Origin of the sequence: Haloglomus halophilum (assembly GCF_024298885.1) — an archaeon.
In the GTDB taxonomy this organism is placed as follows: Archaea; Halobacteriota; Halobacteria; order Halobacteriales; family Haloarculaceae; genus Haloglomus; species Haloglomus halophilum.
Map to the genome: position 1 here is coordinate 802367 of NZ_CP101166.1, position 25531 is coordinate 827897.

A 25531-nucleotide genomic window follows, 5' to 3' on the forward strand; every position below is an offset into this window, starting at 1 on the left:
AAGCTTTCCCAGCCGGCGGTTACCCGCCCGAACTATCACGCAGGGCCGAGTTCACACGAACAATGACCCAGAACGCCGCCGTCGCGGACCTGCTGGAGGAGATGGCTGACCGGCTGGAGGCGATGGACGTGGAGTACAAGCCACGGGCCTACCGCCGCGCCGCGGAGAACATCAGGGGCCACCCAGCCGACATCGCGGGGCTCGCGAGAGAGGGCGAGGCCGCCGTCCAGGAGATCGAGGGCGTGGGCGATGCCATCGCGGAGAAGGTCGTGGAGTACGTCGAGACCGGCGAAATCGAGGAACTGGCGGACCTCCGGGAGGAGCTCCCGGCTGACATCGAGGTGCTCACCCGGGTCGAGGGGGTCGGCCCGAAGACCGTCGGCGACCTGTATCGCGAACTCGGGGTCGAGACACTGGACGACCTCGAAGCGGCCGCGGAGGCCGGCGAGATACAGACGGTGAAGGGCTTCGGCCCGAAGACCGAGCAGAACATCCTGGAGGGCATCGACTTCGCCCGCGAGAGCCACGGCCGCGAGTTGCTGGGCGAGGGCCGACCGCTCGCCGACCGGGTCATCAACCACCTGGAGGCGGCGAGTAGCGTCGAGCGTGCCGAGGCTGCGGGTTCGCTCCGGCGGTGGCGGCCGACCATCGGCGACGTGGACGTACTGGTCTCCAGCGACGAGCCCGAGACCGTGTTCGACGCGTTCACGAGCTGGGACGGCACGGACCGGGTCATCGAGGCGGGCGAGGCCAAAGCATCCGTCCGGGCCGACGGGCTCCGGGTCGACCTGCGCGTCGTCGACCCCGACGAGTTCGGCGCCGCGCTCCAGTACTTCACGGGGAGCCGCGACCACAACGTCCGCGTCCGGAATCGGGCCATCGAGCGCGGCCTGACGATGAACGAGTACGGTGTCTTCGACATCTCGGAGCTGAGCGAGGAGGAACGCGACGAGGCCGGCCCACGAGCGGGTGAGCGCGTCGCGGGCGAGTCCGAGCGCGGGATGTACGCAGCCGTCGACCTGCCGTGGATGCCCCCCGAACTCCGCGAGGACCGCGGCGAGGTCGACGCCGCCGCAGCCGGCGACCTGCCCGACCTCGTCGAGCAGCCCGACGTGCGCGGCGACCTCCACCTCCACAGCGAGTGGTCCGACGGGAACAACACCATCGCGGAGATGGCCGAGGGCGCGGCCGCGTTCGGCCACGAGTACATCGCCATCACCGACCACGCCACCGGGCCGGGGATGGTGGGCGGCGTCGGCCTCGACGACGAGGAGCTTCGCGAGCAGATCGCCGAGGTCCGTGAGGTCGCGGGCGACGCCGACGTGGACGTGTTCACGGGTGTCGAGGCGAACATCGACGCCGAGGGTGGCCTGAGCGTCGGCGACGACGTGCTGGACGAACTCGACTGCGTGGTCGCCTCTCCGCACGCCGCGCTGGACGGCGACGGCACCGACCGCGTGGTCGCGGCCATCGAGCACCCCGCGACGGACATCGTCGGCCACCCGACGGGCCGCCAGCTCAACCAGCGCTCCGGGCTCGACCTGGACTTCGAGACGGTCGGCACGGCCGCCGCCGAGCACGACGTGGCGCTCGAGATCAACGCCAACCCCCGCCGGCTCGACCTGCGGGGCGCCGCGGTCAAGGAGGTCGTCGAGCAGGGCGCGACAATCGCCATCGACACGGACGCCCACCGCCCGGAGAGCTACGCCTACATCCGATACGGCGTCCACACGGCGCGCCGGGGGTGGGCGGAACCGGCGGACGTGCTGAACACCCAGCCCGCCAGCGGTATCCGGCAGTTCCTCGGGCTGTAGGCGACGACACGGAGAGCGTGGTCGGAGTCGGCTCGACTCGGCTCAGGCCGTCCAGACCTCGCCGAACGCGTCGAAGAAGTCCGCGTCGGACTCGACCAGCCGGTGTCGGACCCGGAGGGTCCGGGCCCGCTCGGCCACGTCGTCGACGTGCTCGGTCAGCCGGGACCGGTACCGCTCGCGCCGGCGGCTCCCGACGTGGGTCCGTAGGGACCGCGTCGACTCGGGGTCCTCGGCGACGACATCGCCGCTCACGGGGAGGTCGCGCTCGACCGGGTCCAGCACCCGCGCCAGTATCACCTCGTTCCGGGCCAGCGCCTCCAGCCCCCGCTCGACCTCGTCGGCCGGCGCCAGGCAGTCGCTGCAGACCAGCACCAGCGACCGCGACCCGATCTGGTCGGCGTACGCCTCCAGCGCCCCGCCGAAGTCACCCTCACCGGCGGGCGTGACCTGTTCCACCTCGTCGACCAGCGACAGGACCTCCCCCCGGTTCGACCGTCCGCGGTCGATGCGGCGCGGGCGCTCGTCGAACAGGGAGAACCGGAACTCGTCGTGCTCGCGGGCGACCAGGTACGCGAACCCCAGCCCGAGTTTCGCGGCGAACTCGAACTTGGTCGGCGTCCCCTCGTCCCCGGCGAACCCCATCGACCCGCTGGTGTCGAGCAGGACGTGGAGCGTGCGGTTGCGCTCGGCCTCGTACTCGGTCACGTAGAACTCGTCCGTCCGGGCGAACAGCTTCCAGTCGATGCGACGCGTATCGTCGCCGGGGGAGTACCGCCGGTAGTCGGCGAACGTGAGCCCTTCACCGCGCTCCTTCGTCCGCTGCTCGCCCCTGAACCGGGAGGAGACGTCCCGCTCGCGCGAGCGAGCGTACCGCTCCAGTTCGTCCAGGAAGGACGGGTCGATGGTCATCGGCACCACCCGACGGTCGGATGGCCCGTCATAGCAGCTCGTCGACGGCGTCGTCGGGTGTCATCCCGTCGCGCTCGGCCCGGAAGTCGACGACGACCCGGTGCCGGAGCACCGGCTTGGCCATCCGCTCGATGTCGTCCTCGCTGACGTACGCCCGCCCCTCGATGAGCGCGCGGGCCTTGGCGGTCACCACCAGCGCCATGCTGGCGCGGGGCGAGGCCCCGTACTCGATGTGGTCGGCCTCGCGGGTCTCTCGGACGAGTTCGACCGCCCGCTCGCGGATGTCGTCCGCGATTGGGACCTCCCGGGTGAGGGTCTGTGCGTCCAGCAGTTCCTCGCGGCTGAGCACCTGCTCGACGGGAATCGCCTCGTCGACGCGGCCCGTGTACCGGTCCACGACCGCCAGCTCCTCGTCCAGAGACGGGTAGTCGACGAGGATCTTCAGCAGGAAGCGGTCCATCTGTGCCTCCGGCAACCGGTAGGTCCCCTCCTGCTCGATGGGGTTCTGCGTCGCCATCACGAAGAACGGGTCCGGCAGCGCGTGGGTCTCGCCCGCGGCGGTCACCTGTCCCTCCTCCATCGCTTCGAGCAGCGCGGCCTGCGTCTTCGGCGTCGCCCTGTTTATCTCGTCCGCGAGCACGACGTTGGCGAAGATGGGGCCCTGCTCGAAGACGAACTCCCGGCTGCCGCCCTCGCCCTCGCGGATGATCTCGGTGCCGGTGATGTCCGACGGCATCAGGTCCGGCGTGTTCTGGACCCGCGAGAAGTCGAGGTCGGTGACGTTCGCGAGCGTCCGGACCGTGAGCGTCTTCGCGAGCCCCGGGTTCGACTCCAGGAGGGCGTTCCCGTCCGCGAGGACGCAGGCGAGGAGGTCATCGAGGACACGCTGCTGGCCGACCAGTCGCCGGCCGACCTCCTCGCGGACGCGTGCCAGTTTCGTCTGCAGTTCGTCGATATCCAGTTCGAGGTCGTCGGTCGTGGGGTCCTGACTCATGTGTGGGGGTTCGATGTGGGGTCGTTCGGGGACCGCGGTCGGTCGCGGGATTGGTTCCGGGAGATGCCGGTCGGCGCGGGGGACACGCCAGTCGGCGCGGGGGGGACGCCAGTCGGCGCGGGGGCCACGGCGATCATGTCTCGTCATCGTCGGAACGGATGCGGAGGTTGTACTCCCGGATGATGTCGGCGTTCTCCACGTCGTCCGGGGAGTCGAAGCCGGCCTGCTGGGCATCGTACGAGCCCTCGGAGGCGAACCCGCCGGTGTCGAAGCCACCGTCGCCGGCGGGGGCGTCGCCCGCCTCGCCGGTGCTGCCACCGATGACGACGTCCTCGGACTCGTCACCCTCGCTCACGTTCGTCTCCTCGCCCAGCACCGCGTCGCCGTCCTGCAGGCCGTCGTAGTCGCCGGACCCGCCCGTCGGCACGTCACCGTCGGTCGGGCCGCCCGTGTCGGCACCGGGGCCCAGTCCCAGGCCGAGCCCGGCGGCGCTGATGCCGACCGTCGAGACGGCCAGTATCACGACGAGGCCGGCGCCGGCGGAGACGTGCCGGGTCGAGATCAGGTCGCCGCTGGAGGCCGACCGGAGCCCATCGAGCACGTCGGCGTACAGGCGGCGGGCGACCCGCGTCTCCGCGCCGTCCGCGGCGGCGTCGCGGGCCGTCCGGAGCGCCTCCCGGACCTGCGGGTTCACGGCCTCGAACTGCTGGACCAGTGGCTGCCGGGTGCGGGCGAGGAACTCGGTGGTGGCGGCCACGACACCCAGGCTGACCACGACGGCGGTCTCCAGCCACGACGGGCCCGGAAACACGACGCCGGCGACGGTCAGCGCGAGGTTCGCCGCCAGGAGGACGACCACGCCGTCGACGACGGCGTGGACCGCCGCGGCCTTGCGAGCCTCGCGCCGGACCTGCCGGACGGCCCGCTCGACGCGTTCCCTGAGTTCCTCCGGGGGCGCGGTAGCTGCCGGGGTGCTGTCGCCCTCACCGTTCCGGGCGGTGTCGGCACCACCGTCGGACGCGTCGTCGGTCACGAGCTCGACCCGCCGCTGCTGTCGTTGTTGTTCCGGCACTCCTCCAGCTCCCGCTTCAGCCGCTGGTTCTCGTCCTCGAGGTTCTGGTTCTCCGTCCGGAGTTGCTGGTTCTCGTCCTCGAGGTTCTGGTTCTCCGTCCGGAGTTGCTGGTTCTCGTCCTCGAGGTTCTGGTTCTCCGTCTCCAGATCCTCGACCCGGGACTCGAGGTCATCGACCTGGCTCTCCAGCGTTCGCTCCCGGCTTCGCAGGCTGTCAACGCGGGCCTGCAGCTCGTCGTTGGTCGATTCGAGCCGGTCCCGGCGGTCCTCCAGATTGGCGACACGCTCCTCGAGTCCCTGTTTCTCCGAGCGCAGCTGGACGAGCTGCGAGCGGGCGGTCTGCAGCGACTCGCGGGTCTGCAGGAGCTCGTCCTCGGCCTCTCGGAGTTCCTGTTCGGTCTCCCGGAGATCGTCGGTCACCTGCTGCAGGTCGGACTGGCGGGTGTCGATGCTCCGGTTCAGGCGCTGCAGTCGTTGCTCGGCAGTGGCCAGTTGCTCCTGCTTCTCGTCGACGTCCGCCGCCAGCTCGGCGTTCTGCTGGCGGAGCTGTTCGTTCCGGTCCCGGAGGTCCTCGACGGACTCCTGGTAGTAGAGGGTCGCCCCGGCGGTACCGGCCATGGTGGCGCCGACGAGGAGGACGAGGACCACGTTGATGCTGCCACCGAGGAGCTTCATACCGGACCCAGCCCCGCGGTTCACAAATCTCTTCGGTGCGCTCGGCTCGCACCGCCCCCGTCACTCCGGGCGTCGGCCCGGGCCCACGGGAAGAGGCCGCCGGAACCGAGGGGTGGTCAGCCCGAGGGGTGGTCAGTCGTCGGCGGCGGTCGCGGTCGTGGCGGTTCGCCGGCGGTACCGCGAGATTCGCCGGGCCGCCACCTCGAGCAGGAACAGCAGGAGGGCGCCGACGAGCAACAGCCAGCCCCACTCCCGGCGGACCTCGCGGGTCCGGCTGGCCGACTGCTGGACCGTCTCGGCGATGGCCGCGGCCTCGCCCGGGCCGAACTGCTGTCCGCCGGTCGTCCGGACGAGTCCGGACAGCGCGTCTGACTGGCCGTACCCCTCGTACTCGCGGGGGTAGTTGACCGCGACGGTGGCTCCCAGCACCTCGCGGAAGCCCTGTGCCTCGGGAACCAGCGTCGCCTCGTACGTCTCGGGGGCGACCTGCCGGAACCGTGGCGGGCCGTCGGGCCGCTCACGGCCCACGTACCGCACCGTCACCTGCTCGCCGACACGCGCGTCGGGGGCGGACACGACACCGCGGGCGTCGCGTTCCGGGTCACCGACCACCCAGTTGACCGACTTCGACAGCAGGAGCGAGTCCGGCCGCTCCAGCAGCCCGTCCAGCGAGCCGTCGACACCGTAGGCCGTGACGGAGACGACCCGGCCGAGGCCGTAGCGCCACTGGGCCAGCGCGGGCTCCCCGTCACCGGTGGCGACGAGGAACTCCGCGCCGGACTTGACCGACACCTCGTTGGCCAGGCCGGGGTCCGACTCGGGCTCGACCCCGGCCGTGATGAACTGGTTCCGGTCCACGACGGTCAGCTTCCCGGCGGCGAAGGTTCGCGACTCGCCGCCGAACAGGAGCCGGAGCCGGTCGGTCTCGTCGGCTCGGAGGTACTGCCCACCGGTGGCCGACGCCACGTCCGACAGCAGGTCCTCGTTCACCCGGCGCCCGACGCCGACGGTCACGACCTGCACGCCCTGCTGGTTCAGCCGCCGGGCGACCGCCCGGGACGTGACATCCTGGGCCTGCCCGTCCGAGACGACGATGACGGTCCCGGGACCGTCGAGCAGGTCGGCGGCGCCCTGCAGCCCGACCCCGAGGTCGGTCCCGCCGCCGCTCTGGAGCCGCCGGACCTTCGAGCGGAGCTGCTCCCGGTTCGAGCCCAGCGGGACGACATCGTTGACGAGGTGGGCCTGCCAGTTGAAGCCGACCACCCCGACCTCGTTGCCGTCGCCGAGCTGCTCCAGCACGTCGAGCGCGACGCGTTTCTGCGTCTCCATGCCCGCCTCGGAGCTGCCGGAGACGTCGACCAGGAGGACCATCCGGGTCGTCCGACCGCCACCCTCGCCGACGCTGACGGGGAGCATCGACCCCAGCGAGGAGTTCGCGTAGCCGCCGTTGTCGTACGCGTTCCGACCACCGACCGCGACCAGGCCCGTCCCGTCGATGACCGCCCGCTGGAGGGCGGTCACGTTACCCGCTTCGTCCGCGGGGAGGTCCTGCAGGACGACGGCCTGGTAGGGTTCGAGGTCGTCCGGCACCGCTGGCCGGCTGGTCACGTTGTAGAGACGGTCGAGCAGCCCCTCCAGCGGGTACTCGCCGCGGGAGACGTACAGGACCCGCGGCTTCGGGACGACGCGGACGCTCCGCCGGACGACGTCGTTGCCGTCGTGGACGTCGTCGGCGTCGACCCTCGCGACCAGCTCGTGAGAGCCCACCTCGTCGAAGGTGTAGGTGAACTCGGCGGCGCCCGCGCCCGAGATCTCCTCGGTGAAGACGGGCGTCCCGTCGGCCGTGACCGTGACGGTGGCGGTGCTCGACCCCAGGTCCGCCCCGCTGACACGGACGAGGAAGCTGTTGCCGACGCCGGCGCTGGTCTTGGCGGGGCCGGCGAGGGTGACGTACCGTTCGGTCCGGGTCGTCGAGAGCCGGACCGCGTGAACGGTGGCGCCGGCGCTGGTGGCGACCTCCGCGGCCTCGCCCAGCGACCGACCACCCGTCACCTGTCCGTCCGAGACCACCAGCAGCTCCGCGTCCCGCTCGGTGTTGGCGACGACGGCATCACCCAGCCGCGAGGTGGTGCCCGACCCGACGACCGACCGGCTGACCGGGACCCCCTCGGCCTCGATGGCGGCCGCGAGCGCGTCGACGTTCGCGTCGGTCACGGCCATCGAGTCGGACTCGTCGGCCAGCAGGCGGACCCGCGGGTCGCCGGGCGTCTCGCGGGCGGTGACCGTGTACGGCCCGGCAGCAGCGGCCACCAGAAGCGTCGCGAGGACCACCCGTGAGGCGAACAGCCCCAGCCGTCGGCGCCGGCTCCAGTCGCCGGCCGCCCCGCGGAGGTGGAACGTCAGCGCGACGAGCGCGACGAGCACGACCGGGAGCGCCAGTGCGACGAGGGGCAACTCGACCCCGAGGGTCACGCCCCTGACGGTGACCTCGGCCGCCTCGGTCCCGGGAATACCGGCCTGGAGCCCGGTCCCGGGGAGGCCAGCCTGGAGCTCGGTCCCCGGTCCGGCCTGGAGAGGCGACATCACAGGTCACCCCGGCGCCGGAGCAGCGCCACCTCCGTCAGCAACACGCCGAGCGCGGCGAGCGCGACCGCCGGGGAGAGGTCCAGCGGCCGCTGGACGACCTCCTCCCGCGACCGCGCGACGCCGTCGGGGCCGGTCCGGAGCGCCGGGGCCGAGACGTTCGACTCCGCCGCGTCGAGCAGCGCGGCCGCCACCCGCCGGTCGTCGAGGCGGTAGTGGCCCGCGGCGTCCAGAGAGACCGAGCCGTCGGCCGCGGTCCGGCTCCCGTCCGGGGCCGCCACCGCCGTCCCGTTGGGGACAGAGAGGCGCGTGCCCGTCTCGTAGTTGGTCCGCGGGAGCGGCTCCCGTCCGGCCGCCTCGTAGACCAGCCGCTTCCACAGCACCGGGTACTGGTAGTTGAACTGGAACTGGCTGGCGCCCGGGAGGTAGCCGTAGTAGAGGGTCCGGCCGTTCCCGAGTCGCCCGCGCGCGAGTAGCGGCGAGTCGTTCGCCCGGACCAGGCTCTCGGAGTCGTTGCGCAACTCGGCGGTGAGGTACGACTTCGGTGGCGGGAAGCTGATGCCCCTGACGAGCGGGTCGTCGCTCGCCCGAACCGAGGGGCCCGACGAACGCCCGGTCGGCTCGACCGGCAGGAGGCCGCCGTAACCGACCTGTCCGAGGTCGTCCTGCGCGACGACGATGGTGCCACCACCCTCGCGCGTCACCGACCCGGCGGCCTCGCGCGTGCCCTGTAGCAGCCGCTGGCGGTCCACGCCGGCGAAGACGACCACGTCGTACTCCCTCTCGACGGCCGTCGGCGGCTCGGCGACCGTCAGCGAGACCTCGTCGAGCACCTCCAGCGCCGTCACCAGATACCGGTCCGGGTCGTTGCTCACCAGCAGGACGCGAATCCTCGCCTCCCCGGGGCCGGAGACGGCGACCCGGTCGTCGAGGGCGAACCCGTCGCCCGGCGAGAGGCGGGCGGTCGCGTCGCCGGTCGGGACCGGCAGCGTCGCGGTCCCCACGTCGCCGGGCTGGAGTCGCAGGGTCTCGCGCGCGCCACCCAGACTGACCGTCCGCTCGACCGGGCGGTCGGCGTAGCTCTTCACGGAGAGCGTGACGCTCGTCCGGCCGTACTCGGCGTCCACGAAGCCGACGTTGGTGGCCTCGCTCCCGACCGGCCGCAGGTCGACCGTGTAGCCCCGGCCACGGGCGGTCTCGACGGCGTCACGCCACGCGCCGGCGCCGGCGAAGTCGCTGACGACGACGATGCGGGCGTCCTCGTCGGCCACGGCGACCGCCTGCGAGACGGCCGCTGAGAGGTCGCCCGCGGCATCCGTCCGCGAGAGGTCGTCGAGCACCTCGCGGGCGTCCGCCGCGCCACTGGCCTGGAGCCGGACCCGCGGCGTCGCGCCGGCGGTCACGACGGACGTGGTCTGCGAGACCGACTCCCGGGCGATGGCCCGGGCCCGGTCGAACCGGCTCCCCCCGCTTGCGTCCTCGACGGCCATGCTCGCGGAGGTGTCCAGCACGACCACCGTCTCCGTGACCGTCGCGGTCCCGCTGGTCGTGACGTACGGCGAGGCCAGCGCGAGTGCCACCAGCACGACCACGAGTAGCTGGAGGAACAACAGGAGGTTCCGGCGGAGCGTCTCGAGGGCGGCGCTGTCGGTGCCGCCCTCCTCTCCGGCCGCGAGGAACTCCAGCGTCGGCAGCTGTAGCCGACGGGGGTCCGGCCGGACCAGGTACAGCAGCAGGATGGGCACGACGGCGAGGAGGGCGAGCAGACCGAGCGGGGTCAGGAACACGTCGGCGAGGCCTGCCATCGGACGGAGGCTCGGCGGCGACCGCCAAACCCCTTGTGACGCGACGCGCCGGGTAGCGGTCGAACCGGCCGGCTCAGAGGTCGACCGTCTCGCCGTCGTCGGGCACGACGACCTGCTCCTCGACGCCCGCCTCGTCGAGCGTCGCCTGCAGGTCCTCGCGCGTCGCGAGACAGTGGTTGATGCTGTCCATGTGGTCCGCGACGATGGTCGCGTCCGTCCACTCGGTCAGTGTCACCACGTCCTCGGGCGTCATCGTGATGGGCCGACCCTCGGTGAACTGTGCCGCGCCCGCGTTCGCCACCACCACGTCCGGCTCGTACTCGTCCAGCGTCTCCCGGACCGCCTCGTACGGCACGGTGTCGCCCGCGTGGTAGACGGTCGGCTCGTCAGGGGCCTCCAGCACGAACCCCGACACCGGGCCCATCTGCTCGGCCAGGTCGCCGTAGCCGTGGCGCGCCGGCGTCCGCGTCACGGTCAGGTCACCCAGCGTCGCCGTGTCGTCGACCGGCCGGGGGTCGAAGCCGTCGTCGGCCAACTCGTCAGTGTCCGCGGGCTGGCAGAGCGTCGGCTGCCCGTCGGCGAGTTCCTCGCGCGCCCGGTCGTCGAGGTGGTCGCGGTGGAGGTGGGTGACCAGCAGCGCGTCGTGGTCGAGCGGGGCGTCCGGCAACTCGACGAGCGGGTTCCGCCGGTCGTTGGGCGAGTTCGGGATGGGCGGCATCTCGCCGGGCTCGGAGAGCATCGGGTCGACCAGCAGTGTCGTGTCACCGAGCGTCAGTCGGAGTGTCGCGTGGCGCAGGAGCTGGAGCGTGGCCATACCACCGCCATCGGGTGGATGGGGCATAGGGATGCCGCCGGAGGCGGCAAGGGGGAGGTCGACTCCGGCGAGCAGGCCGCGCACCCGTTTTCGAAGAAATCGGTGGAGGCGACTGTGGCGATGCCCTCAGCGACTGACAGGATGTGCGTGCTGAATATAGAGGATGGATTCAGCAAACGAATATCTGAGTTTCAGAGAGGTCTCAGAGAGGTTGCGTCGGATTCTCCGCCCGATTTCGGCTACTCTGAGGTCAAGAGGCCAACTAGACCGACTACAAATCCAGTCAGGAGGAGACCGAGTGCAATAGTCCCGATAAGTTGGTCCATTCCTGCGAAGATATCCCTTCCGACGAGAAGGAATCCACTAAGAACCATCACTAGCATCGATAGTTGAAAGGCTCCATCGGACATACAATTAACCAGAACAGGAGCCACTAAGCAGTTATTATCGAAGGTCCGCGCTGATTAACCAATGACCGACTTGCGCCCTCTATTCAGCACGACCACTGAATAATATCATTTGCGAGAGATTTAATCGAGCTACGAACGATATATTCTATATAAATCCCGATACAACGCATAATGTCGAACCTTTTCTAAAAACAGACTATAGTGGCAGCATGTATGGTATGCCCGGTGCAACAGCATGGATTGCTGCATACCGCGCGAGCGGAGCGAGCGCTGTTTCACCGGCCGGAGCGCCCGAAGGGCGCGGAGGCCGGCAACGTTTTTCCGCAAGTTTTTGCGACGAGTGGTGCCCGCAGGCCGGCGGCGAAGCCGCCGGCCGAGGACACCCGAGGAGTAAAAAGTGCGTGTTAGTCGTCGGTCGACGCAGCGAAGCCCTGCCCCGCAGCGTCGGCGTCCGGGCCGACGGACTCGGGCAGGTCCTCGCGGACGTCCTCCGCGCCCTCGCTGAGCGCGCGGCTGTACGCCTCGGGCATCACCTTCACGAACCTGTCGAGTTCCTCCTCCCAGTGCTCGAGGACGTACTCGGCGCGGTCGGAATCGGTGTGGGCGACGTGGTTCTCGACGAGGCGGCGCATCATGCGCCGGTCGGACTCGCCGAGTTCACGGGTGGTCTCGACCATCCCGTAGTTCACCCGGTCCTCGAAGTCGCCCTCGCGGTCGAGGACGTAGGCGATACCGCCGGACATGCCCGCAGCGAAGTTCTTGCCCGTGTCACCCAGGCAGACGACGACGCCGCCGGTCATGTACTCACAGCCGTGGTCGCCGACGGACTCGACGACGGCCTTCACGCCGGAGTTGCGGACGGCGAAGCGCTCGCCGGCCTTCCCGTTGACGTACATCTGCCCCTGGGTCGCGCCGTACAGCGCGACGTTGCCGGTGACGATGTTCTCCTCGGGCTCGTACGGCGCCGAGTTGGGCGTCTGGACGATGAGCTTCCCGCCGGAGAGCCCCTTGCCGACGTAGTCGTTGCCGCTGCCGGTCAGCGACATCGTCACGCCGTGCTTGAGGAAGGCACCGAACGACTGGCCGGCGACGCCGTCGAAGTCGATACGGAAGGTGTCCTCCGGGAGCCCGTCGAGGCCGTGCTCCTTCGAGATGTGGTTCGAGAGGGTCGCGCCGACCGCGCGGTGCTGGTTGCCGATCTCCATGTCCAGATGCGCGGGCTCGCCCGTCTCGAGGGCGTCGCCCAGCTCGTCCATGATCTCCCAGTCCAGCTGCTCGTCGACCTCGTGGGTCTGGGGCTCGGTCTTGCGTCGCTGGTCGCCCGGCGGCTGGGCGATGACCGAGGAGAGGTCGAGCTTCCGGGCCTTCTCCTGTTCCACGTCGGTCCGCTGGGCCAGGAACTCGGGGCGACCGATCATCTCGTCCAGCGAGGTGAAGCCCAGGTCGGCCATGATCTCGCGCAGCTCCTGGGCCATGAACGTCATGTAGTTGATGACGTGGTCGGGCTCGCCGGGGAACCGGTTGCGCAGCTCGTCGCGCTGCGTGGCGACACCGACCGGGCAGGTGTTCTCGTGGCACTGCCGGGCCATCACACAGCCCGAGGTGACCAGGGAGGCGGTCCCGAAGACGTACTCCTCCGCACCGAGGAGGGCAGCGATGGCCACGTCACGGCCGGTCTTCAGCCCGCCGTCGGCGGTGACGCGGATGCGGTTGCGCAGGTCCGTCGCGCGGAGCATCTGGTTGGCCTCGGCCAGCCCGAGCTCCCACGGCAGGCCGGCGTTCTTGATACTGGTCTTCGGCGAGGCGCCGGTGCCGCCCGAGTGGCCCGAGATGTGGACCACGTCGGCGTTGGCCTTCGCGACGCCGGCGGCGATGGTGCCGATGCCGGCCTCGGAGACGAGTTTGACGTTGATGTCGGCGTCCGGGTTGGCCGCCTTCAGGTCGTGGATGAGCTGCTTGAGGTCCTCGATGGAGTAGATGTCGTGCAGCGGCGGCGGCGAGATGAGACCCACGCCCGGCGTCGCGTACCGGACGTGCGCGATCATCTCGTTGACCTTCTTGCCGGGCAGGTGGCCGCCCTCGCCGGGCTTGGAGCCCTGGGCCATCTTGATCTGGATCTCCTCGGCGTTGGTGAGGTAGTCGGAGGTGACCCCGAAGCGGCCGGAGGCGACCTGCTTGATGTTGCACTCCTTCTCCGTGTCGAAGCGCTCGGGGGGCTCGCCGCCCTCGCCGGTGTTGGATTTGGCCCCGAGCCGGTTCATCGCGATGGAGTTGTTCTCGTGGGCCTCCGGCGAGAGGCTCCCGAGGCTCATCGCGGCGGTCGAGAAGTGCTTGACGATCTCCTCGACCGGCTGGACCTCGTCGATGTCGACGGGGTCGCGGTCCGAATCGAACTCCAGCAGGCCGCGCAGCGTCTGGAGCTGCTCGGTCTGCTCGTTCATCAGGTCCGCGAAGTCGCCGTAGCGCTCGTAGTCACCCGTCCGCACCGCCTGCTGGAGCGCGCCCACGGACTGGGGGTTCCACTCGTGGAAGATGCCGTCCGAGCGGTGCTCGTACTCGCCCTGTCGCTCGAGGTCGGCCTCCTCGCCCCAGGCGACCGTGTGGCGCTTCGTCAGGTCGGCCTCCACGTCGTCGATGTCGATGCCCTCGGTGCGGGCGGTGGTGCCCTCGAAGTACTCGGCGACGAAGTCCGAGTCGAGGCCGACGGCCTCGAAGATCTGGGCGCCCTGGTAGGACTCGACGGTCGAGATGCCCATCTTCGCCATCGTCTTCAGCAGCCCGTCCTCGACGGCGTGGACGTACGCGTCGACAGCCTGCTCCTCGTCGGCGCCGTCCGGGCCGGCGACGAGGTCGCTGATGGACTGGTAGGCGAGGTACGGGTTCACCGCGCCGGCGCCGTAGCCGATGAGCGTCGCGAAGTGGTGGACCGCACGCGGGTCGCCCGACTCGATGACGAGGCCCGCGCGGTTCCGCAGGCCGTTCCGGACGAGGTGGTGGTGGACGCCGCCGACCGCGAGCAGCGAGGGGATGGGGACGCGGCCCTCGCCGGCCGCGCGGTCCGAGAGCACGACGATGTCGTGCTCCTGTGCGGCGTCGGTGGCCTCGGCCCGGAGCGCCTCGACCGCGGCCTCCAGGCTCGCGGTCTCCTCGGGGTCGTACGTGATGTCCACGACCGTCGAGGAGAGCTCGCCCTCGCCGCCGTCCAGCTCCTTGATGCTCGCCGTCTCCGCGTCGGTGAGAACCGGCGAGTCACAGACCAGCTGGCGGGCGTGCTCGGGCGTCTCGTCCAGCAGGTTGCGCTGGTTGCCCAGCCGCGTCTCCATCGACGTGACGACCTCCTCGCGGATGTAGTCCAGCGGCGGGTTCGTGACCTGCGCGAACAGCTGCTTGAAGTAGGTGAACAGCGGCCGGTTGAACTGCGACAGTACGGAGAGGGGCGTGTCGTCCCCCATCGAGCCGACGGGGTCCTTCCCCTCGCTCGCCATCGGCTCCAGCAGGTGGTCCATCTCGTCGTACGTGTAGCCGTACATCGCCTGGTGGGCCCGCAGCCCGTCGACGTCGCCGCGAGGGGCGCGGTCCTCGCGGTCGGCGATGTCGTCGATATCGACCTGTTCGGAGTCGACCCACTCGCCGTACTTCTCGTCGAGCAGGCCGTCGAAGACCTCCTCGTCCGGGATGACGCGACCCTCCTCGGGGTCGGCGAGGAACAGCTGGCCGGGCTGGAGCCGGTCGCGCGTCTCGATCTCCGAGGGGTCGTGGTCCATGGCACCGGCCTCGCTGGCCATGACCAGCGTGTTGTCGCTCAGCACGTCGTACCGGCAGGGCCGGAGCCCGTTCCGGTCGAGGACCGCGCCGATGCGGTCGCCGTCGGTGGCCGCGACGAGCGCCGGGCCGTCCCACGGCTCGACGAGCGAGGCGTGGTAGTCGTACCACTCCTGGCGCTCCTCGGGGACGTGGTTGCCGTCCTTGCGCCACGCCTCGGGGATGAGCATCCGCAGGGCGTGGGGCAGGTCGCGCCCGCCCTCGAGGAGGAGTTCGAGCCCGTTGTCCACCGAGGCGGTGTCTGACTGCTCCGGGTCGTCGATGATCGGCTTGATGGTCTCGATGTCGTCGCCGAAGTCCTCGTGGGCGATATCCGTCTCCCGGGCCCGCATCCAGTTGATGTTGCCCTGGATGGTGTTGAACTCGCCGTTGTGGATGATGTTGCGGTACGGATGGGCGAGATGCCACGCGCCGAGCGTGTTCGTCGAGAACCGCGCGTGGACCATCGCGAACGTCGACGCCATCCGCTCGTCCGTGAGCTCGGGGAAGTAGCCGGGGAGCTGGTCGGCCTTCAGGAGCCCCTTGTAGACGAGCGTCTTCCGGTCCAGCGAGACGATGTAGAAGCGCTCGGCGCCGGTGGGCTGCTCGTCCTCCAGTCGGTTCTCGATGGCCCGTCGGCCGACGTACAGTGCGCGGTCGAAGGCGTCCGCGTCGAGGTCGGCCTCGGGCCGGACGAAGACCTGCGCGATCTGGGGCTCGCTCTCGACGGCCGTCGCGCCCAGCATCGAGTTGTCCGTCTCGACACTCCGCCAGTGGAAGACCTCCAGCCCCTGGTCGGCGAGTTCCTGCTCGACGACCGCCTGGAGGCTGGCCGCGGCCTCGTCGTCCTGCGGGAGGAAGACGGAGCCGACGGCGTACTCCCGGGCGGGCGGGAGGTCGACATCGAGTTCGTCTCGGAAGAAGCGATCCGGGATCTGGATGAGGACGCCGGCCCCGTCGCCCGTGTTCTCCTCGGCGCCGGTCGTGCCGCGGTGTTCGAGGTTCTCGAGGAGGTCGAGGCCGTCCGCCAGTACGTCGTGGCCACCCTCACCGTCGAGGTCGAACACCACCCCGACGCCACAGTTGGCGCGGTGGTCCTCGGGGTCGGCGAGGAGCGTCGCGCCGTCGTCGCTCGCGGACCCTGTCGTGCGTTCCTGCATGTCAACACCTCGCTCGACGCCGCATAAGAGGGTTCCTGTTAAGGACTAATGGTTCACTAACCGCAACTAAGGGGCATAATACGCATCCACGGAATCCTAGGTGTCGGAACATGGCTGTCGCGTGCGTGAACACAACTCATGGTCGTGCAGGAAAGAGGATGTCGTCTCCATCCGCGCTCCACTGGTCGGCAGCGAGCTCAGTCGGCGGCCGGAACGCCGACCTGCGAACGGTGCTCCTCGACCAGCGCCTCGAGGCGTTCGATACGGGCACACAACGCCTCGTAGCGGTCGTCCTCCGCCAGGCGGCGCTCGGACTGCTCGACCTGCAGGACGTTCCGTTTCACCCGGAGCGAGCCCAGTTCGATGCGGAGCGATTCGTACGTGTCGCGCTCGAGCAGCCCCTCGACGGTCCCCACCAGCGTCCCCCGGTCCACGGGCTTGAGCAGGTAGTCGTCGAACCCCATCTCCAGGATGTCCATCTCGGGTGAGACCCCGGTGACCATCGCCACCCGGGCGTCGAGCCCCCAGTCCCGCAGCGTGACCAGCACCTCGTCGCCCGAGATATCCGGCATGTGTCGGTCCAGGAGGACCACGTCGATGCCTCCCTCGGCCAGCCGCTCGAGCGCCGGCTCCCCACCGAGAACCACCTCGACGTCGTAGTCTCCCCGGAGCCAGTCGGCGTACAGGTCCGCCAGCGGTTCGTCGTCCTCGACGAGGAGGACGGTCGGGGTGGGTGAGGAGGCCATGCTTCACACCCAGCTACACCCCGTGAGGTCATAACCCTCCAACAGTGGTTTCAGGCCCTGAAAAGCGTTTTCAGAACCAGAGAACGGTCCGGGAAACGTGTCGGCCGAGTGGACGGAACTCAGTCGTCGGCCGGGGCCGGGCCGCCGGACTCGCCGGCTGCCGTGGCCGCGGGGCCGCCCTGCTCGATGGCCTCGATGAGCAGTTCGGCCACGTCGACGATCTCGATGTCGTCCTCGAAGTCGCCGGTCTTGCGGCCGTCCTCGTACATCGTCATGCACATCGGGCAGGCGACGACGAACTTCTCGACGGCGCTCCCGGCCTCGGTATCGTTGAGGGCCTCGCGAAGGCGCTCCTCGGAGGCCTTCTCCTCCTGCTCGTGCTCGAGCCAGAGCCCGCCGCCGCCGCCACCGCAGCAGTAGGAGTTGTCGCGGTTGCGCGGCATCTCGTGGAGGTCACAGCCCGTCGCGCGAATCAGTTCGCGGGGGGCCTCGTACTCGTCGTTGTACCGGCCCAGGTGACACGGGTCGTGGTAGGTGACGGTGTAGTCGAGTTCCGTCCCCGTCAGCCCGAGCGCGTTGCGCTCGACCAGTTCCTCGACGACCTGCGTCCAGTGGAGCACGTCGACCTCGCCGTTCTGGTTCCAGCCCTCCTCGATCTCGAACGGCATCATCGGGTCGTCGGCGAACTCGTCGAAGTCGACCTCCGGGTACTCGTTCTTGAAGGTGTTGTACGAGTGTGGGTCCGTACAGACCAGCTTGTCGAAGTCACACTCCTGGAACGACTCGACGTGGTGGCCGGCCAGCTCGACGTAGAGGAACTCCTCGCCGACACGGCGGATGTCGTTGCCGTCGTACTTCTCGTCGTCGAACAGGATACCGAAGCTCACGCCGGACTCCTTCAGCAGTTTGGCGAGCGACCGAGCGACCTTCTTGTTCCGGTCGTCGTAGCTCGGGTAGTCACCGACGTACCAGAGGTACTCCACCTCCTCCTCGCGGGCGTCCGTGATGTCGAACTCCAGCTCGTCGGCCCAGTCGGCGCGCTTGCGCTGGCTGTTCCCGAACGTGTTGCCCTTCTGCATCACGTTCTGGAAGACCTCCTGCAGCGAGGGCTGGATGTCGCCCTGGTCGGTGAGCTGGCGGTTGAGACGGGTGAAGCTCTTCAGGTGCTCGATCTCGACCGGGCAGGCGTCCATGCAGGCCATGCAGGCCATGCAGGACTCCATCGTCTCGGCCGCGATGACGTCGCCGTCCTCGGCGATGATCTCTTTCTCCTCGCCCGTGGCGTCGACCTCCTCGCGGTACTGCTTGAGGTCGAGGATGACGTCACGGGGGTCGAGGTTGCGGCCGGACGCGTTCGCCGGACAGACCGACGAACAGCGGCCACACTTCGTGCAGGCGTCCTGGTCCAGCATCTCCTTCCAGGAGAACTGGTCGATGGACTCGGCGCCGGTGTCAGCATCGAGGTCGGCGGGGACGCCGGGCAGGCGCTTGCCGGCCTTCTCGTCGCGGGTGACCACGTTCGCGAACGAGGAGATCATGTGGAACGGCTTGGCGTACGGCACCGCGGCGATGAAGACGAACGCGAGCAGGGCGTGGGACCACCAGCCGACGGGGTAGAGCGCGGCGGCCGCGCCGACGGACTCGCTCGGGCCCATGCCCAGCCCCTGGAAGAAGACGTTCAACACGTCGGCGACGAACCAGCCGACGAACGAGACCTGCTCGAAGGAGATGAACTGGACCGTGCCGTTCTCGACGCTCGCGGTACCGAGGATGCGCAGCCCCTCCTGGATGTAGCCGCCGACACCGAGCAGGAACAGCGACCAGACGAGGAAGGCGTCCTCCCAGCCCGTGTGCTTGCCGTGGAGGCGGTCCTTCCGGGTGACGTAGCGGCGCCACAGTGCGATGCCGAGGCCGACCACGAACAGCAGCCCCATGAAGTCCATCACCAGCGAGTACGAGAGATAGAAGTCACCGATGAAGAACGACTGGCGCTCGCCCAGCAGGAACTGGGTCCCGTTGCGGAAGAAGTCGATGTCGATGGCGATGATGGTCGTCCCGATCAGCAGGGTCAGGAAGCCCCACATGATGAACGCGTGCATCACGCCGCCGACGAGGTCGCGGTTGAACTGTTTCTCGTTGGAGGCGACGATCTTGGCCGCGCTCGTGATGCGTCCGGGGAGGTCGTCCAGCCGGTCGAACCAGTCCTCGGTACCGCGCTGGTAGCGGGCGAAGCGGTCGTACACCCCGTAGGCGAAGACGAAGATCGTCACCGCCGCGAGGTAGTAGAACACCACCTCGCCGGTGTGCGAGATCTTCCAGAACGTCGGTCGGGTGGTGACCCCGGACTCGACGCCGGCCTGCAAGGGTAGCGTCCACGTCATACCGCGGGAACGGGAGCCTATATGGTTAAGTCTTGTCAAGCGCCCGCACCCGCTCCGTTGCCGCCTTTTGCGCAAATTTCCAGCTTGATTTCCGCTGTAAAACCAGTAGCGAACGGGGGGTTTATCTCCGCGCCGTCCCGCCCCCATCGGTCCTGTTCCACGCAGCGGTCGCGACACGGTCGACCGCGCCGTGGCCGCCGCCCGCGCCGCGACCGCCCCCGCGCCGCGGGAACCGCCCCACAGAACTAAATACCGCGGTCCGTCCCCACCAAGCCATGGACGAGAAGACGGAGGAGTTGCGGGACATCTTCGAGGAGGTGACCGGGGAGGAGACAGTCACCGAGAAACAGGAGGAGACGCCGGGAACGCTGGCGGGCGAGGACGACGAGGAGGTCGCCGAGCGGCTGGCCGACGTGGTCGCGCGCATGCGGGAGAAGTACGAGTTCGAGACCGACCTCTCGGACGCCGAGTACGCCCGTGTCGTCCGGGGCTACTACGAGGGCGAGGACGACACCGACATCGCCGACACGCTCGACGTCGACCGCCGCGACGTGGTCCGGGCCCGACTCGACGTGCATCTGGTCCGGGACCGGGACCGCGACGCCCCGTTCGAGCTGAAGGAGCTACGCAGGCTCCTCAACGCGGACGAGGACCTCGGGACGGGGGACCTCGCCGAGGAGCTGGACGTGTCGCCGAGCACGGTCCGGCGCTACCGCCGCGTCGTCGAGACGGAGACGGAGATCCGGAGCGTCTCCGCCCGCTACCAGGCCGACTTCGAGGATGTCCTGACCGACGCGGGCATCAGCCACGACATGACCAGCGACATCCAGGAGGACGGCCTCCAGGACGCCACCGAGGGCGCCGAGGCCGAGAGCGACATGTCGCTGTAATCCCGTCCCCGCAACGCTCCGTCACGAGACTTTTCATCCCGGCCGTCGGACCCATCGCCGCATGTCGCCGCCCTCCACTCCCCTCCGCCGACCGGACCGGTACTTCAGCGAGCGCACGGCCAGCCTCGGCCGTGGCGTCGCCGTCGCCGGCCTCACCATCCTCGTACTCCTGGCGGGCGTCTACGCGCTCGGCTGGATGTTCGCTGCCAACATCGACGGCACCGTCACGGTGGACAACCCGGCGTATCCGGGCGACACCTTCTGCGACGGTGACAGTCCCGGGCGCTTCACCCCGAGCGGCTGCGACGAGCCCGAGCAGGTCGAGCGGAACATCGACCATTTCATCTGGAAGGCCATCGGCACGGTCGCGGGCCAGCTCGCCATCGGCCTCCCCATCGTCTGGGTCCTCGTCGCCGGGACACTCCACGCCGGGTCGTGGCTCGCGAACGGCGAGGGCCCGTTCGGCCGGACGCTGACCGTCGCGGCCTGGGGGATGGTCCCGGCCCTGCTCGGCATGGTGGTCACGCTCCTCGCGTTCTGGGTCACGTTCGACCCCATCACCGTCAGCAGCGGGCAGGACCCCGCGGCGTTCCGGGACCAGGCCATCGCACAGCTGGACGCGATGCGACTCGTGGGGCAGGCCAGTGGCGTTCTCACGATGGCCTGGGGCGCCGTCATCTGGCGGTTCGGCCTGCTCCACGAGCGCGGAGTCTCCGGGACCGCAGCCTCGGCGGTCGCCGCCGTCGCCGCGGTCCTGTTCCTGCTGCTGGGCGTGGCGTGACGCCCTGAGTCATCACGGTATCTCCGGAGCCTGGAGAAGTGGAGCGGCGTCCGCTTCCAGCGGCGAACGGCCGCTACCGGTCGTAGCCGTCCCACTCCTCGCGGAGGAGGCCGTAGTTGTAGGTGTCGTAGTAGGCGCCCTCGATGTAGATGGACTCGCGCTGGACGCCCTCGCGGGTGAAGCCGAGCTTCTCCATCACGCGCTGTGAGGGCCGGTTCGGCTCGTAGACGCCGGTGTTGAGCCGGTGGAGGTCCAGCTCCTCGAACGCCCAGTCGATGGCCAGTGCGGTGCCGCGGGGGGCGTACCCCTCGCCGTGATGGTCCGGGTCGATCCACGCACCCATCCACGCGGTGCCGTTGACGTGGTCGATGTTCCAGATACCGATGTGGCCCACGGGCTCGTCCGGAGCACAGATGCAGAAGCCGGCGCCGTCGTCGTTGTCGGCGTACTCCTCGAACTCGTCCTCGACGGCCTGGGCGTTCTTCGGGGTCGTGTTCCGCATCAACCGGCGCACCTCCGGCAGGTTCGTCACGTCACGGACGAACTCGTGATCCTCGGCCTGCCGGGGGCGCAGCGTCACCTCGCCGTCGTCGGTCGCGCGGAAGACGGGGCCCGGCATCACCGCTCACCCCCCTGGTCCGCGCCCGCACCGTCGCCGGCGTCGGGGCGCCGCTCGCCGCCGACCGTCCCGTCGGCGTCCGTGGCGAACGGGTTCGTGTGGCCGCGCTCGGCGGCGGTCGCGCCCGGCGGGCTGTCCGGGAGCCCGCGAGTGGTGTCCGGCCGGTCGAACCAGTCGTCGGCGAGCAGCGAGTGGGCCACCACGTCGACGTGCTCGCCATCGACCCGCTTGAGTTCGCGCCGGACCTCGCCGACGCGGAAGCCGACGTTCTCCAGCACCGCACGGGAGGCGTCGTTCGTCACGAGCGCGAGCGCCCGGACCTTGGTCAGCCGGAGTTCCTCGATGCCGTAGGCGACCAGCTCGCGGACCGCGTCGGTGGCGTACCCCTGGCCCCGGTGCTCGGGCGCGACGGTGACCGCGATCTCCCCGGTGCCGGCGGGGCGCTCGATGTCGAACAGCGAGACGTAGCCGACCGGCTGGGGCGCGGGCCGGGCATCATCCGCGGCCTCGTCGCTGCCGCCGTCGGGCTCGGCATCCGTCCCGTGGGCGGCGTCGCGCGGAACGATGAGGAGCTGTGCCCCCTCGTCGTCGGTGTCCGTCGCGGAGACGTGGTCCTCGAACCAGGACTCGAGTTCGACATCGCTCTCGGGGCGGGTGAACGTCACGCCGTGGCGGATGTCCGGGTCGTTGCGGAGTCGCGCGACGAACTCCAGGTCCTCGCGCTCGATGGTGTGGAGCGCCACGTCCTCGCCGATGCGGAAGGCGGGACCGGGCATCAGGCCTCACCCCCGTGACCGAGGGCCGCGGCGGCACCGTCCCACTCCCGGGCCAGCATCGAGTACCGGACCACGTCGACGTGCTCGCCGTCGACGTACTTCTCGGCGGGCTGGATACCCTCCTGCTGGAAGCCGAGGCCCTCCAGCACCGCGCGGCTGGCCTCGTTCTGGACGATGGCGCGGGCGACGACCGTGTGCAGTCGCCGCTCGGCGAACAGGTAGTCCATCATCAGGGCGGTTCCCTCGGTGGCGTACCCCTCGCCCTGTGCCTCGGGGGCGACCCAGGCGGCGAGTTCGGCGGTCCCGTGTGCGGGGTCGATATCGAAGCCGACGACGTTGCCGACCGGGTCGTCGGCGTCCGTCGGGACGATGAGGAGGCCGACGCCGGAGTCGTCCTCGGCGTGCTGTTCGTGTCGCTTCTCGGCTTGCTCGCGGGTCTGCGGGAAGGCCGTCGTCAGGCCCCATCGGACCTCGGGGTCGTTCCGGTTCTCGTGGAGGAAGTCGATATCCTCCTCGTTGATGGGGTGGAGGGCGACGGTTTCGCCGCGACGGAACGCGGGACCTGGCATGGCCGTTACTCCTGTTCGGAGTGACTAAACGCTTCCCTGAAACTGAGACACGTAATCACACCGAGAGGTTCCGGGGGTCACGCCGGGTCGTCGCTATCTGGGTCGCCGCCGTCAGCCGACTCCCCGTCCGAGCCGTCGCCGTCCAGGGGGTCGCCACCCGGTCCGTCGGAAGTCGCTGGCTCGGAATCGGTCGTCCCCGCTTCGAAGGGATTCGCCGATTCGGCCGCCACCTCGTACCGGGCTCGCGCCTCCGCGACCGGGATATCGGTCGCGAGAAGGTCCGGGGACGGCGCCGCCGCGCCCGAAGGCGACCGGCGCGCGGCGTAGACGCTCACGATACCGATTAGCACCGTCCCGACCGCGGTGACGGGTGTCGGACCGATGACGGCGAGGGCCACCGCACCCGAGAGGAGGGTGAGGAGGGCCGCGGCGACCACGCCGAGACGGTTCCGCCGCCGGCGCTCCTCGTCGTGGGCCGCGACGACGCGCTCGCCCAGTCCCGCGGGAACGAGTCGGACGGTGTCGGCCGCATCACCGGGGAACTGGAGACAGTCGACCCGGTCGAGGTCGTCGCTCATGGGCGAATCACGGTCGGGGCGCGCAAGAAGCCGGGGGAGCGTGGTGGGCAGGTAACCCACGGGACGCCGCCCGGAGCGTGGGAGGGCCGCGTGGAGGGAATGGCTGGAGGGCATCGACCGCGTGGAGGGCGTCAGGTGGCTGCCTACTGCGTGGCTGCCTCGCTCTCCTCGGTGGGGTCGCCAACGTGGTGGTTGTGCCCGAGGACGAGGACGAGGGCGTTCACGAGCAGGAGCCCGACGAACGTGGTGAACTCGCCGCCCGTGAGCCCGCCCAGCAGGAGCGGGACGTAGAGGAAGGGCATGACGACCGCCGACCAGAAGGCGGTCGCCTGGAGCAGCGGGCGGACGTGGTCGACGGCGGTGCGAGCGCCACGGCGGAGCTGGTCGGCGATGCGGGCGGGGGATGCGTCGGCGGGGGGCCAGAGCGAGGGACTGTTCGTGGACATCGTGCTTCACTCACCCCATGGACGGACACCGGCATATAACCGCGAGAGCCTTCGTATCGTTTCGGACCTTTCACCGCGCACGAACGGTCCAGAGGGAACGTTTTACGAACGCCCTAGAATCGTTTAGAAGTTTTATACGGCGCTATCAGCCATTATCTCCGTATCAAGATACCGGCACTGACGGATATATATCACTCTGGTGGCCGAGTGGAAACTGGAACCGCGGCGAACTCGTGGGAACGACCGACGGGGCACCGGGGCACCGGCCCACCGGGCATCACCGGCGCGGCGGGCAGGTCCGGTTATGGACCCCCTACCCGAGCACCGATACCTCGACTGTCGCCTCGCCGTCGGGCGTTTCGAGTGTCGTCTCCTCGCGGACGCGGTCGCGGACGGCGGCGCGCCACTCCGCGACGCGTTGCTCGTGGCGCTCGCGGTGGCGCTCGGGCGTGTACTCGCTGTCAGGGTCCGACCGGAGGTCGTCCTCGGTGGCGTCGACGCTGGGGAAGGCGGGCGCGCCGTCGTCGAGCAACTGCTCGGGGTCGATGTGGATCGGCTGTGGCGGCCCGTCGTAGCCGCCCTCCGCGCCGGCGAGGTGGAGGCGTGCGCGCATCCGACCGCTGAACGGCGGCGTCACCCGGAGGACGGCGCCCGCGTCACGACGGGCGTTCGCCTCCAGCGCCGCCAGGAGGTCCTCGGCGGTGATGGCCAGCGAACGGATGCGGGTCGGGTCGTCTGCCGACACGGCCGAACGGACGGCCGGGAACCGCTTCAGCGTGTCGCCTCCGACGGTCCCGATGCGCTCACCAGCCGTCGAGCGTGAGGTGCGCGCCGGTCGGGTGGATGCGGCAGACGGCGGGGTCGTGGCCGGCGTCCGAGAGCCCCGTTCCCAGCGCGAACACCGTCTCGCCGAGCATCGCCATCGACCCCGAGCCGTCGGCCTCGCTCACATCGAGGATGACATCGCGGACACGGTCGGTGAGGAGTTCGGCCTCGCGGGCGAACCGCCGGGACGAGCGGACGAACGTATCCAGCGTGGGCTCCTGCACGAGCGCGGAGCGCGCGCGCTGGCCGGCGTGGGTCAGCAGCTCCGTATCGCCCGACAGCACGCCCTCCGTGGAGAGTTCGCCGAGCGTGACGTACTCCACCCGCGAGCGGGCGGGGATGCCGTCCATCGTGCCGTGGCCGGGCGCGCCGGGTTCGAGCCGGATGGGGACGCCACCGCGGGCCTGCGCCACCACGTCACCGAGCCCGGTGCCGGCCTGCACCTCCGCACCGTGGGCGACGGTGACGAGTTCGTTCTCCGAGAGGTCGCGGTCGAAGACGGCGTTCGCACAGAGCGCGGTCCCGAGCGCGAGCGCGCCGCTCACGCCGAACCCGGAGGCCAGCGGGACCTCCGAGCGGGCCCGCACGCGAGCCCCGTCCACGCGGAGCGCACGGAGGACGCGCTTCGGGGCGGCGATATCCAGGGTCTCACCGTCGAGGACGACCTCGTAGGTCCCGGGGGTCGTCGGCTCGACGCGGACGGTGACGCCGTCCGAGAGCGCGAGGCCGGCGCCGGTCGACCCCGCCTCCGTCGGGTCGTCCGCTGGCTCGGCCGTGAAGAAGCCCGTGATGTGAGCGGGGACGAACGCCGTCGGCGTGGCGTCGGCGTCGATGCCGCTTCCGACCTGCAGCGGCCGGTCGGCGGTGTCGGTCATGGCCGACCT

Annotated in this window: 20 protein-coding genes; 3 read left to right on the forward strand and 17 right to left on the reverse strand. The window is 69.9% G+C overall.

From position 1 onward, the window contains the following. Nucleotides 1-62 precede the first annotated feature (62 nt). Nucleotides 63-1814, forward strand: coding sequence for a DNA polymerase/3'-5' exonuclease PolX (polX, locus tag NL114_RS04055; protein WP_254823518.1), 1752 nt, complete (start codon nucleotides 63-65; stop codon nucleotides 1812-1814). Between the two features lie 42 nt (nucleotides 1815-1856). Here the strand turns inward: polX and NL114_RS04060 are convergent, their stop codons facing one another. From NL114_RS04060 to NL114_RS04105, 10 genes are all read right to left on the reverse strand, one after another. Beyond that, the gene (locus NL114_RS04060; protein ID WP_254823519.1) at nucleotides 1857-2723 is read right to left on the reverse strand and encodes a DUF58 domain-containing protein; all 867 of its coding nucleotides are present in this window, start codon (nucleotides 2721-2723) and stop codon (nucleotides 1857-1859) included. A gap of 28 nt (nucleotides 2724-2751) precedes the next feature. Further along, nucleotides 2752-3717, reverse strand: coding sequence for an AAA family ATPase (locus NL114_RS04065; protein ID WP_254823520.1), 966 nt, complete (start codon nucleotides 3715-3717; stop codon nucleotides 2752-2754). Between the two features lie 133 nt (nucleotides 3718-3850). Further along, entirely contained in the window at nucleotides 3851-4750 is a 900-nt protein-coding gene (locus tag NL114_RS04070) for a DUF7502 family protein (RefSeq protein WP_254823521.1), read from the reverse strand. Then, on the reverse strand, nucleotides 4747-5463 hold the full coding sequence (locus NL114_RS04075; RefSeq protein ID WP_254823522.1) for a hypothetical protein: 717 nt from the start codon (nucleotides 5461-5463) through the stop codon (nucleotides 4747-4749). Before NL114_RS04075 ends, NL114_RS04070 begins: the two co-directional genes overlap by 4 nt. A 132-nt stretch (nucleotides 5464-5595) precedes the next feature. Then, nucleotides 5596-8046 (reverse strand): VWA domain-containing protein, encoded by a 2451-nt coding sequence (locus NL114_RS04080; RefSeq protein WP_254823523.1) that lies wholly within the window; start codon nucleotides 8044-8046, stop codon nucleotides 5596-5598. Continuing rightward, on the reverse strand, nucleotides 8046-9851 hold the full coding sequence (locus NL114_RS04085; protein WP_254823524.1) for a DUF7408 domain-containing protein: 1806 nt from the start codon (nucleotides 9849-9851) through the stop codon (nucleotides 8046-8048). Before NL114_RS04085 ends, NL114_RS04080 begins: the two co-directional genes overlap by 1 nt. 73 nt (nucleotides 9852-9924) lie before the next feature. After that, a complete protein-coding gene (locus NL114_RS04090) occupies nucleotides 9925-10665 on the reverse strand; it encodes an MBL fold metallo-hydrolase (RefSeq protein ID WP_254823525.1) in 741 nt (246 codons plus the stop codon). 814 nt (nucleotides 10666-11479) lie between these two features. Beyond that, nucleotides 11480-16036, reverse strand: a complete 4557-nt coding sequence (gltB, locus tag NL114_RS04095; RefSeq protein WP_254823526.1) for a glutamate synthase large subunit — start codon at nucleotides 16034-16036, stop codon at nucleotides 11480-11482. 197 nt (nucleotides 16037-16233) lie between these two features. Then, entirely contained in the window at nucleotides 16234-16782 is a 549-nt protein-coding gene (locus NL114_RS04100) for a response regulator (protein ID WP_254823527.1), read from the reverse strand. 119 nt (nucleotides 16783-16901) lie between these two features. Beyond that, on the reverse strand, nucleotides 16902-19163 hold the full coding sequence (locus NL114_RS04105; RefSeq protein WP_254823528.1) for a (Fe-S)-binding protein: 2262 nt from the start codon (nucleotides 19161-19163) through the stop codon (nucleotides 16902-16904). Between the two features lie 275 nt (nucleotides 19164-19438). On the opposite strand from NL114_RS04105, the gene NL114_RS04110 reads away from it, so the two are divergent. Both NL114_RS04110 and NL114_RS04115 read left to right on the forward strand, forming a co-directional pair. Continuing rightward, nucleotides 19439-20053, forward strand: a complete 615-nt coding sequence (locus tag NL114_RS04110) for a helix-turn-helix domain-containing protein (protein ID WP_254823529.1) — start codon at nucleotides 19439-19441, stop codon at nucleotides 20051-20053. Nucleotides 20054-20114: 61 nt separating this feature from the next. Beyond that, complete coding sequence (locus NL114_RS04115; RefSeq protein ID WP_254823530.1) at nucleotides 20115-20834, forward strand: Yip1 family protein; 720 nt, start codon at nucleotides 20115-20117, stop codon at nucleotides 20832-20834. 73 nt (nucleotides 20835-20907) lie between these two features. Here NL114_RS04115 and NL114_RS04120 read toward each other — a convergent pair whose 3' ends face one another. From NL114_RS04120 to NL114_RS04150, 7 genes are all read right to left on the reverse strand, one after another. Further along, nucleotides 20908-21453 carry a GNAT family N-acetyltransferase gene (locus NL114_RS04120; RefSeq protein ID WP_254823531.1) on the reverse strand — a complete coding sequence of 182 codons (546 nt, stop codon included), beginning with the start codon at nucleotides 21451-21453 and terminating at the stop codon, nucleotides 20908-20910. Beyond that, nucleotides 21453-22229: a GNAT family N-acetyltransferase gene (locus NL114_RS04125; protein ID WP_254823532.1), complete on the reverse strand. Its 777-nt coding sequence runs from the start codon at nucleotides 22227-22229 to the stop codon at nucleotides 21453-21455. The genes NL114_RS04120 and NL114_RS04125 overlap by 1 nt, the downstream gene beginning before the upstream one ends. Continuing rightward, on the reverse strand, nucleotides 22229-22798 hold the full coding sequence (locus NL114_RS04130; protein WP_254823533.1) for a GNAT family N-acetyltransferase: 570 nt from the start codon (nucleotides 22796-22798) through the stop codon (nucleotides 22229-22231). Before NL114_RS04130 ends, NL114_RS04125 begins: the two co-directional genes overlap by 1 nt. Nucleotides 22799-22875: 77 nt before the next feature. Then, nucleotides 22876-23376, reverse strand: coding sequence for a hypothetical protein (locus NL114_RS04135; protein WP_254823534.1), 501 nt, complete (start codon nucleotides 23374-23376; stop codon nucleotides 22876-22878). 143 nt (nucleotides 23377-23519) lie between these two features. Next, the gene (locus NL114_RS04140) at nucleotides 23520-23822 is read right to left on the reverse strand and encodes a DUF8028 family protein (RefSeq protein WP_254823535.1); all 303 of its coding nucleotides are present in this window, start codon (nucleotides 23820-23822) and stop codon (nucleotides 23520-23522) included. Between the two features lie 313 nt (nucleotides 23823-24135). After that, nucleotides 24136-24567 (reverse strand): DUF8009 family protein, encoded by a 432-nt coding sequence (locus NL114_RS04145; protein WP_254823536.1) that lies wholly within the window; start codon nucleotides 24565-24567, stop codon nucleotides 24136-24138. 58 nt (nucleotides 24568-24625) lie between these two features. After that, nucleotides 24626-25522: a pantoate kinase gene (locus NL114_RS04150; protein WP_254823537.1), complete on the reverse strand. Its 897-nt coding sequence runs from the start codon at nucleotides 25520-25522 to the stop codon at nucleotides 24626-24628. Nucleotides 25523-25531: the final 9 nt, after the last annotated feature.